Annotated in this window: 6 protein-coding genes and 1 pseudogene; 3 read left to right on the forward strand and 4 right to left on the reverse strand. The window is 68.8% G+C overall.

What is annotated here, in order from left to right; genetic code table 11:
* Positions 1-189: 189 nt before the first annotated feature.
* Positions 190-456, forward strand: coding sequence for a hypothetical protein (locus tag ACH4XV_RS36340; protein WP_395797076.1), 267 nt, complete (start codon positions 190-192; stop codon positions 454-456).
* A 73-nt stretch (positions 457-529) separates the two neighbouring features.
* On the opposite strand, the pseudogene ACH4XV_RS36345 reads toward ACH4XV_RS36340, so the two are convergent.
* Positions 530-976: pseudogene (locus ACH4XV_RS36345) on the reverse strand (ice-binding family protein); the annotation flags it as partial.
* A 1,299-nt stretch (positions 977-2,275) separates the two neighbouring features.
* Here ACH4XV_RS36345 and ACH4XV_RS36350 point away from each other — a divergent pair.
* Positions 2,276-3,424 carry a macrolide family glycosyltransferase gene (locus tag ACH4XV_RS36350; protein ID WP_395796813.1) on the forward strand — a complete coding sequence of 383 codons (1,149 nt, stop codon included), beginning with the start codon at positions 2,276-2,278 and terminating at the stop codon, positions 3,422-3,424.
* Between the two features lie 95 nt (positions 3,425-3,519).
* Here ACH4XV_RS36350 and ACH4XV_RS36355 read toward each other — a convergent pair whose 3' ends face one another.
* Positions 3,520-4,380: an NAD(P)H-binding protein gene (locus ACH4XV_RS36355; RefSeq protein WP_395796815.1), complete on the reverse strand. Its 861-nt coding sequence runs from the start codon at positions 4,378-4,380 to the stop codon at positions 3,520-3,522.
* Positions 4,381-4,591: 211 nt separating this feature from the next.
* Between ACH4XV_RS36355 and ACH4XV_RS36360 the strand changes: the two genes are divergently transcribed.
* Positions 4,592-4,999 (forward strand): winged helix-turn-helix transcriptional regulator, encoded by a 408-nt coding sequence (locus tag ACH4XV_RS36360; protein ID WP_395796817.1) that lies wholly within the window; start codon positions 4,592-4,594, stop codon positions 4,997-4,999.
* A gap of 130 nt (positions 5,000-5,129) precedes the next feature.
* Here ACH4XV_RS36360 and dnaE read toward each other — a convergent pair whose 3' ends face one another.
* Both dnaE and ACH4XV_RS36370 read right to left on the reverse strand, forming a co-directional pair.
* Positions 5,130-8,678: a DNA polymerase III subunit alpha gene (dnaE, locus tag ACH4XV_RS36365; RefSeq protein ID WP_395796819.1), complete on the reverse strand. Its 3,549-nt coding sequence runs from the start codon at positions 8,676-8,678 to the stop codon at positions 5,130-5,132.
* A 208-nt stretch (positions 8,679-8,886) separates the two neighbouring features.
* The gene (locus ACH4XV_RS36370) at positions 8,887-9,216 is read right to left on the reverse strand and encodes a DUF2277 domain-containing protein (RefSeq protein WP_395796821.1); all 330 of its coding nucleotides are present in this window, start codon (positions 9,214-9,216) and stop codon (positions 8,887-8,889) included.
* Positions 9,217-9,646 lie beyond the last annotated feature (430 nt).

Genomic DNA, 9,646 nt, shown 5'->3' on the forward strand with positions numbered 1-9,646 from the left:
CCCTGTCGCCGGTTGGATGTCCATGACATCCAACCGGCACGCAGACCATCACGACCACCGGCCACCCGGTGAACGTTTCCGGTCACAGCACTAGGGAGTCTGCTGCGTGGGCGGGGCGGTGGGAGTCGCCGCCGGGTGCTTGGGATCCCGCTGCGTGGGTGGGTCGGTGGGAGACGTTCGGAGGACCCGATGTGGGCGTGGTGGAGGCGCCGGGGCCTGCGGGACCTGCCGGGCCTGCGGGACCTGCGGGACCTGCCGGGCCTGCCGGGCCTGCCGGGCCGCTGGGCCCAGCCGAACCGGGTGCCCCGGGTGAGCCGGGTGCGCCAGGTGAGCCGGGTGCGCCGGGTGAGCCGGGTGCGCCGGGGGAGCCGGGTGCCCCAGGTGAGCCCGATGGTCCGGGAGGTCCGCTGGGTCCGGGAGGTCCGCTGGGTCCGGGAGGTCCGCTCGGGCCGATGAAGCAGGTCGGCCTGGTGATGACGTTGGTGTCCAGGGTGGTCGAGCCGTTGCGGGCGAGGGCTCGGCCTTCGATGGTCGATCCGGTGGTGACCGAGATGGAGGTCAACGCCATGATCGTGCCCTTGAAGCTGGTGTTGGTCCCGAGCGTGGCCGAACTGCCGACCTGCCAGAAGACGTTGCACGCTTGGGCGCCGTTGACGAGCGCGACGGTGCTGGAGGACCCGGTGATCAGGGTGTCCGCGATCTGGAAGATGAAGACCGCGTTGGGGTCGCCCTGAGCGTCGAGGGTGACGGTGCCGGTGAGGCCGAGTGGTCCGGTGGACTTGTAGACGCCGGAGACCAGGGTCAGGCCGACGAGGTCTCCCGCGACGCTTGCGGTGGGGGCGCGCCCCGCGGCGTCGTTGTAGGCGATGGTTAGATCCGCCTGCGGCCCGTCTGCCGCCGGGGCCGTTTGGATGGTGCCGTTGATGACGATTCCCGGGGGAAAGCCGGTGACCGAAGAGCCCGGACTGACGCCCAAGCTCCCACTGATGACGCTGGGGCCGGTATTGGTGACGGACTGCCCGCCCAGCACCGCGTAGCTGTCCGCCGTCCCCAGGAGGACCGTGCCGGGTCCCGCCGCGCGTGCGCCGGGCGCTATCGACACGAGAGCGGCCGACGCCAGTAGCACCATCCCGAGAATGATCGCCGTCACCGCCGCGGATCTGGAATGCCTCGGTTCTCGGAAGCCCGTGGAACGAGCAGCATCGATTGCCATGAACTGGGCCTTTCGCATACTCGGCGTCGCCCTCGGTCAACCGGCGCGCAGACGTCCCGGGGCGGGGACTGTCGCAGGTGTGGGAGCGACGAGAGGTGAGCGAGCACGTCGGATCGGAGGTGCATGTGGACGCACTCGCCCGTGGGTCAAAGAGCGCGAAGTATCACAATCCATCGCACTCAATGTCCCAATGAGATCATCCGTTGATCACAATTTCCGGGAGTCAAATGGGTGGTTTTGTGCGACTCCCCGAATGCCCCGTCCCGTCGGCCATCGACGGCCCGGGTACACGTCGATTCGCGATCCCTCGGCGTGTCACCGGTCCGATCGACATACGAGCGCGTGATCGACCGCAATGTGAGTCGCTTCGGCCGGATTCCGGAGTCGTGGAGCCGGTAACCTCCCGAACGACACGGCGCCGAGCGCGGGCGTCCGCGTCGGTTCGAGCACCCCGCCGCGAGGGCATTCCGCACCCCGTTTGTGAATCCCAGGCTGAGACCCACGTTCGAACGCACGTTCCGCTGCGAACGATTGTCCGTCGGGTCAGCGTTCGACGCGGCCTCGGATGGCGCGCGCGGCCAGGCCGGCAGCCGCTCCGTCGGTTGCGGGATCGGCTCGAGACGGCTGCGGTGGCCGACTGTGCCGGGGTGTCCGAGGGCAGCTTCGAGTACGGGCCGATCGCCATCCTCGACGGCTTCGAGCGCCGTCTCGCGCGGGAGGCGGACATGCTCGTGGAGGTCGTCTGGGGGTGATCGCGGTCCTGATTTGCGTCCCCCGTCGAGGCGTTCGGAAAATTCGTTGGTTGGTGGAGGGCGGCCGGATACGGTGGGCGGCATGCACCTCTTTCAGATGTACGGCTGACACGGCAGGGGCCTTGCCCCTGATTTGTCCGCACCGGGCTCGCGCGCGTGTGTTTCGCGCCGCTGTCCGGGGCGTCGGGCTGCCGTGTCAATTTGCCATGGATTCGAAGAGAGAGTGCTCATGCCTGGTCGTCCTGCTCATGCCGCTGATGCCGCTGATGCCGCTTCTGTCGCGCCTGCCGCGCAAACCGCTCACATTGCGATGATTGGCATACCCGCCGTCAGTCACGTGTTGCCGAGTCTCGAGGTTCTGCGTGAGTTGGTGGGTCGCGGGCATCGGGTGACCTACGCCAACGATCCGGCCGTTGCCGAGCTGATTGCCCCGACGGGGGTCGAGTTCGTGCCCTATCGGTCGACGTTGCCGGTCTCCGACAACGGCTGGCCCGCCGATGCGATCGGGGCCATGGGGGTGTTCCTGGATGACGCGATCCAGGCGCTGCCGCAGTTGCGCGCAGCCTACGACCGTGATCCCGCCGACCTGTACCTGTACGACATCGGCGCCTATGCGGCGCGGGCGCTTGCCGAGGTTCAGGGGCGGCCGATCGTGCAGTTGTCGCCGACGTATGTGGCCTGGAAGGGCTATGAGGACGAGGTGTTGCCCGGGATGAAGGCGTTGCCGGGGGCGGATGCCTACTGGGCCCGATTCGCCGACTGGCTCGCCGGCTGCGGGGCGACCACCACCGATGTGGACCACTTCGGCGGCCGGCCGCGACGGGTCGTGGCCACCGTGTCGCGGGCCATGCAACCGTTCGCCGACCGCGTTGACACCGACGTGGTCGACTTCGTCGGGCCGTGCCTGGGTCGCCGTGCGGAACAGGGGGATTGGACTCGCCCCGCCGACGCGGAGCGGGTGTTGCTGATTTCACTGGGTTCGGCCTTCACCCGGCAGCCGGAGTTCTATCGGAGCTGCCTTGCCGCGTTCGGCGATCTGTCGGGGTGGCACGTGGTGTTGCAGATCGGTCGGTACGTCGATCCGGCCGATCTCGGCGAGTTGCCGGGCAACGTCGAACTGCACTCGTGGGTCCCGCAGTTGGCCATCCTCGAACAGGCCGACGCGTTCGTCACCCACGCCGGGATGGGCGGGTGCGGCGAGGGGCTGATGACCGGGGTGCCGATGATCGCCGTGCCGCAGGCCGCCGATCAGTTCGCGAACGCGGATCGCCTCGTCGAACTCGGCGTGGCCCGTCGACTGGATACCGCGGACGCCACACCCGAGGCCCTGCGCGGCGCCCTCCTCGCGCTGACCGCCGACCCGGCCGTGGCCGCCCGCTCGGCCGAACTGCGGGAGCGGGCACGGGCCGAGGGCGGCACCGGGCGCGCCGCCGACCTGATCGAGGCCGAGTTGGGCTGATCCGGCACACCGGCCGCACGACAAGGCGCCCCGAACCCGGCTCGATGCCGGGGTCGGGGCGCCTCCTCGTGCGGAAAGGCCCGAACGGTCGCCGCTCAGCCCTTCAGCGCGGCCGCGACCGTGTCCGCGAGCGGGGTGGTCGGGCGGCCGAGGAGGCCGGACAGGTCGCCGGTGATGCCCGCGAGCGCGCCCTCGGAGACCCGCAGGTCGGCGTCGACAAGCAGTTCGACCAGGAACGCCGGGAGGCCGACACCGGTGAGGATCTCGGTGTACTTGTCGGCCGGCAGGTTCGCGTACGCGACCTCCTTGCCGCTCTGCCGCGCCGCCTCGGCGGCCAGCTCGGCCAGGCTCCAGTTGGTGTCGCCGGTCAGCTCGTACACCTTCCCGGCCTGGTCGTCGGCGAGCAGCACGATCGCGGCGGCCTCGGCGAAGTCGACGCGCGCGGCGGAGGCTATCCGGCCCTCGCCGGCCGAACCGGCGACCGCGCCGCGCTCGACGGCGCCGGCGAGCGAGCCGGTGTAGTTCTCGGTGTACCAGCCGTTGCGCAGCAGCACGCTGGGCAGGCCGGAGGCGGCGATGCGCGCCTCGGTGTCGCGGTGTACCCGGGACAGACCCAGGGGGCTGTCGCTCGCGGAGTAGATCGACGTGTAGAGCAGCTGGCCGACCCGGGCCTCGGTGGCGGCGGCGACCACGGCGGCGTGGTGCGCGATCCGGTCCGCCTCGGGGCCGGTGGAGGACACGAACAGCAGCTTGTCCGCGCCGGTGAAGGCCGGTACCAGCGTCTCGGGCTTGCTGTAGTCGGCCTCGCGCACCTCGACCCCTCGGGCCGCGATGTCGGCGGCCTTGGCCGGCGTGCGCACCGCCGCGACGATCTCCGAGGCGGGCGTGCCCCGGTCGAGCAGGGCGTCGATGACGAGGCGGCCGAACTGCCCGGTGGCCGCGGTGACGACGATCATGAGGCGTTCCTCTCTCCCGCGTACCGAACCCGTCGCCCGGCCGCTGTCCAAACGATGGCACTAACTTTTAGAAAGCGCAACCTATGAGAAGGCGCGGCTTCCTGGTGAGTGCCTGCATGCGGAGAGTGCGTCACTTTTGAAAGCACTGGTTCGGAGGTAGCCTCGACAGATGCAGTCGCAGTCGCAGCCGCAGTCGACGAAGGGGGTAGCGATGGAAGCCGAGACCGAGACCAGGACCGGTCCGGACCCGACCCCGGAGTTCGAGTTCGACGTCTTCGCGAAGGAATGCGGCTCGCGCACGGCCATGGAGCACATCACCGGCCGCTGGGGCGTGCTGGTCCTGGGCGGGCTGTACGACGGCCCGATGCGCTTCAACGCGCTGCGTCGCCGGGTGGACGGGGTCAGCGAGAAGATGCTCGCGCAGACGTTGCAGGCGCTGGAGCGGGACGGTTTTGTGCTCCGCGAGGTGCACAGCACGATCCCGCCCCGGGTCGAGTACACGCTGACCGACATGGGCAGCGCCACGGCGGCCAAGCTGCTCGACCTGATCGAGCACCTGGAGGGTCACATGTCCCGGGTGCTGCTCGCCCGCGAGGAGTACGACCGGGTCCACGGCTGAGCTGTTCGGTCCGCGCCGGGCGGGTGCCGGCGTCGACTGCGATCGCCGGCGTCCACTACGACCGAGGGGTCGGGACCACGGGAGAGAATCCCGTCGTCCCGACCCCTCGGTCGCTCCCGGCCCGGCCGGCTCAGATGCTCCAGACGCCCGCGCCGAGCATCGACTTGATCTCGCCTGCCAGGCCCCCCTCGGGGTTGACCCGGAAGTCCAGGTTGTAGCGGGTGCGCATGCGCGCGCTCTCCAGGATCAGGTGCACCGGGTTGTCGCCGGGATGCGAGGACAACACCCGCTTGATGTCCTTCACCAGCTTCTCGTTGACCTTGGTGGTGGGCAGCCGCAGGCACACCGGCGCCTTGCCGCCGTGTTCGGCCGAGCCGATGTCGAGCGGGACCAGCTCCGAGCCGAACACGCTGAGCGCGCCGTCGCGTTCGTTGAGCCGACCCTTGATGCTGACCGCGACGTCCTCCTCGAGGGCGTGTGCGACGAGGGTGTACGACTGCGGGAAGAACAGCACCTCGATCTCGCCGTCGTGGTCGGCGAGGTTGATCATCGCCCAGGGCGAGCCGCTCTTGTTCACCTTGCGCTGGATGCCGGTGATCAGCCCGGCGAGTTGCACGTTGCCCTCGGTCCGGCCGGAGTTCTTCAGCTCGGCGATCGAGGTGTCGCGGTGTCGGGACAGGATGTGCTCGGCGCCGTCGAGCGGGTGGGCGGAGACGTACAGACCGAGCATCTCGCGCTCGGTGGCCAACTTGAGCTTGCGCGGCCACTCCTGGTCGGTGAGCGTGAAGTCGAGCCCGACGGCCGGCTCGTCCGCCGCCTCGTCGCCGCCGCCGAACAGGTCGTATTGGCCTGCGGCCTCCTGCTTCTTCAGCCCGACCACCGCGTCGAGCGCCTGCTCGTGCACGTCGACCAGGGCCCGGCGGGTGTGCCCGAGCGCGTCGAACGCCCCGGCCTTGACCAGGGATTCGACCGCGCGCTTGTTGCAGGCGGGCAGGCCGATCTTGGTCAGGAAGTCGGCGAAGGAGTTGAACTTGCCCTTGCTCGTGCGGGCTTCGACGATGTCGTTGATGACGTTGTCGCCCACGTTGCGAATCGCCCGCAGGCCGAACCGTACGTCGGATCCGACGGCGGTGAAGTCGGCCACCGACTCGTTGACGTCGGGGGAGAGCACCCGGATGCCGGCCGAGCGGGCGTCGGCCAGGTACATCCCCATCTTGTCCTTGTCGTCGCCCACCGAGGTGAGCAGCGCGGCCATGAACTCGGCGGGGAAGTTCGCCTTGAGGTAGGCCGTTTGGTAGGACACCAGGCCGTAGGCGGCGGAGTGCGATTTGTTGAACGCGTAGCCGGCGAACGGGACCAGCACGTCCCATACGGCCTGGATCGCCTCGTCCGAATACCCGTTCTTGCGGCATCCTTCCTGAAAAGGAATGAACTCCTTGTCGAGGACTTCCTTCTTCTTCTTGCCCATTGCGCGGCGCAGCAGGTCCGCGCCACCGAGGCTGTAGCCGGCCAGCACCTGCGCCGCGCGCTGCACCTGCTCCTGATACACGATCAGACCGTAGGTGGGGCCGAGCACCTCCTGCAGGGGTTGCTCCAGTTCGGGGTGGATCGGCGTGATTTCCTGCTGGCCGTTCTTGCGGAGCGCATAGTTGATGTGCGAGTTCATGCCCATCGGGCCGGGGCGGTACAGCGCGGAGACCGCGGAGATGTCCTCGAACTCGGTCGGCTTCATCAGCTTGAGCAGCGCCCGCATGGGACCGCCATCGAGCTGGAACACGCCCAACGTGTCGCCGCGGGAGAGCAGTTCGAAGGTGACCGGGTCGTCGAGCGGGATCTTCTCGATGTCGACGTCGATGCCCCGGTTGGCCTTGATGATCTTGATGGCGTGGTCGATGATGCCCAGGTTCCGCAGACCCAGGAAGTCCATCTTGACCAGGCCCATGGCCTCGCACGACGGGTAGTCGAAGCCGGTGATGATCACGCCGTCCTTGTCCCGCCGGTGCAGCGGGATCAGGTCGATCAACGGCGTGGAGGAGAGGATGACGGCCGCGGCGTGCACACCGGTGCCCCGGGTCAGGCCCTCGATGCCGCGCGCGGTGTCGATCACCATCTTCACTTCGGGGTCGGACTCGTAGAGCGCGCGGATCTCGCCGGCCTCGGTGTAGCGCGGGTGGTCCTTGTCGAACATGCCGGCCAGGGGCATCGACTTGCCCATGATGTCCGGCGGGTAGGCCTTGGTGATGCGGTCGCCGGTGGCGAACGGGAAGCCGAGGATCCGGCTGGAGTCCTTGATCGCGGCCTTGGCCTTGATCGTGCCGAAGGTATTGACCTGCGCGGTGTACGCGGACCCGTACTTCTCGGTGACGTAGCGCACCATCTGGTCGCGCTGGCGGTCGTCGAAGTCGATGTCGACGTCCGGCGGGTTGATCCGCTCGGGGTTGAGGAAGCGCTCGAACAGCAGGTCGTAGTCGAGCGGGTTCAGGCCGGTGATGCCGGTCAGGTAGGCCACCATCGAACCGGCCGCGGAGCCTCGGCCGGGGCCGACCGGGATGCCGTTGTCCCGGGCGTACTGGCAGATGTCGGCGACCACGAGGAAGTAGGAGTCGAAGCCCATGGGCGTGATCACGCCCATCTCCAACTCGATCCGGTCCAGCACCTCCTGGCTCGGGTTGTCGCCGAACCGGTGCTTCAGGCCCGTGGCGATCTTCTTGCGCAGGTAGCTCGCCTGGGTCTCGCCCTCCGGAACGTCGAACTGCGGCATCCGGTTGACCTCGGCGAAGACCTCGTCGTAGGGCTGGATGCGCTCGGCGATCGCGAGGGTGTTGTCGCACGACTCGGGCATCTCGGCGAACAGCCGGCGCATCTCGTCGGAGGTCTTGATGTAGTAGCCGGTGCCGGCGAACTTGAACCGGTTGGGGTCGGCCTTGTTCTTGCCCACGCCCACGCACAGGAGCGAGTCGTGCGCGTCGGCCTGGTCCTCGGTGACGTAGTGCGAGTCGTTGGTGGCCAGGAGCGGGATGTTCAGCTCCTTGGCGATCCGCAGCAGGTCCTGACGGACGGTGCGCTCGATGTCGAGGCCGTGGTCCATCAGTTCGAGGAAGTAGTTCTCCTTGCCGAAGATGTCCTGGTAGGTCGAGGCCGCCTTGATCGCCTCGTCGTACTGGCCCAGGCGCAGACGGGTCTGCACCTCGCCGGACGGGCAGCCGGTGGTGGCGATGATGCCCTCGTGGTGCTGGGCGATCAGCTCGCGGTCCATTCGGGGCTTCATGTAGTAGCCCTCGATGGACGCCAGGCTGGAGAGCCGGAACAGGTTGCGCAGGCCCTGGGGGTTCTCCGCCCACATCGTCATGTGGGTATAGCGACCGCCGCCGGAGACGTCCTTGCCGCCCTCGCCGTCCTCGCTCGGTGCGCGTTTGCCGCCGGGGGCCCAGAACTCGGGGCGGCGGGCGTGGCGGGTGCTGGGGGCGACGTACGCCTCGATGCCGATGATCGGTTTGACGCCGTGTTTTTTGGACGTGCCTTGGAACTCGTAGGCGCCGAACATGTTGCCGTGGTCGCTCATGGCCACCGCCGGCATGCCCTGGCGGGCCACCTCGGCGAACAGCTTGTCGTTCTTCGCCGCTCCGTCCAGCATCGAGTATTCGGTGTGGACATGCAGGTGAACGAACGAGTCAGACACGGTGTGTGAGGCTCCTCGGAGGGGCGGCGGGGACCATCCACCATAACGCGGCCGGGGGCGGCAAACGGGTGTCCGAGGCCGATGTCCGCGGTGCCTCGGCGAAGGCTTTTCCGAGTCGTTTCCTGGCCGTATCCGGGTGGGCCCGGAGTGGGCTGCGGCGGGGTTTGTGGGGCGGTTGGGGTGGGTTTGGTGTGGAGTTTGGGGTGAGTTAGGCCGTTTTGGTGGGGGCGTGATCGTGGGTGTGGTCGTGGTCGTGGGCGGGCGTCCGGGTGGTGGCTTCGGTGGCTTTGGCGGCGGCTGCGCGGCGGCGGAGTGGGGGCAAGGTGGGCGGGGGTTGGCGGCGTTCCGGGAGTTCGGCGAGTAGGGCCTTGGTGGCTTCGGTGATGGTGGCGACGGCGCGCTCCACGGCCTCCTCCGTGCGGGGTGACGTGGTCTGGACGCCGCTCACTTTGCGGACGTATTGACGGGCGGCGGCTTCGATCTCGACGTCGGTGGCGGCGGGGTCGAGTCCGCGGAGCGTCGTGATGTTTCTGCACATGCCTTTCAGGCTAGGCGGGGTGGCCGACATGTGGCCTGGGCCGGCGGTGGGGGCGGGCGGGTGTCATCCCTGGCCGGCCTGTCCTCAAGCGCCGGACGGGCTGAATGGGCCTGCTCGGGCCGATGGTGTCGCTTTGTGGGCGTCTGGTGCTCCCGTGCCGGCCTGCGGCCCGCCTTGTCCTCAAGCGCCGGACGGGCTGGGTTGGTCGGGTCGACGGTGTCGGCTGTGGGCGCCCGATGCTCCCGTGCCGGCCTGCGGCCCGCTTGTCCTCAAGCGCCGGACGGGCTGAATGGGCCTGCTTGGGCCGATGGTGTCGCTTTGTGGGCGCCTGATGCTCCCGTGCCGGCCTGCGGCCCGCCTGTCCTCAAGCGCCGGACGGGCTGAATTGGGCTTGCTCAGGCCGTGACTTGGGTTGTCGGGTGTCGTTCCC

The sequence above is a fragment of the Embleya sp. NPDC020630 genome, from assembly GCF_044334985.1.
Taxonomy (GTDB): domain Bacteria; phylum Actinomycetota; class Actinomycetes; order Streptomycetales; family Streptomycetaceae; genus Embleya.

Bases quoted from the DNA above. Each gene is read 5' to 3' on its own strand.
- ACH4XV_RS36360 (WP_395796817.1), top strand. From the start codon at position 4,592: ATGGAAGCCGAGACCGAGACCAGGACCGGTCCGGACCCGACCCCGGAG.
- ACH4XV_RS36350 (WP_395796813.1), top strand. From the start codon at position 2,276: ATGATTGGCATACCCGCCGTCAGTCACGTGTTGCCGAGTCTCGAGGTT.
- ACH4XV_RS36355 (WP_395796815.1), bottom strand. From the start codon at position 4,380: ATGATCGTCGTCACCGCGGCCACCGGGCAGTTCGGCCGCCTCGTCATC.
- ACH4XV_RS36340 (WP_395797076.1), top strand. From the start codon at position 190: ATGTGGGCGTGGTGGAGGCGCCGGGGCCTGCGGGACCTGCCGGGCCTG.
- ACH4XV_RS36370 (WP_395796821.1), bottom strand. From the start codon at position 9,216: ATGTGCAGAAACATCACGACGCTCCGCGGACTCGACCCCGCCGCCACC.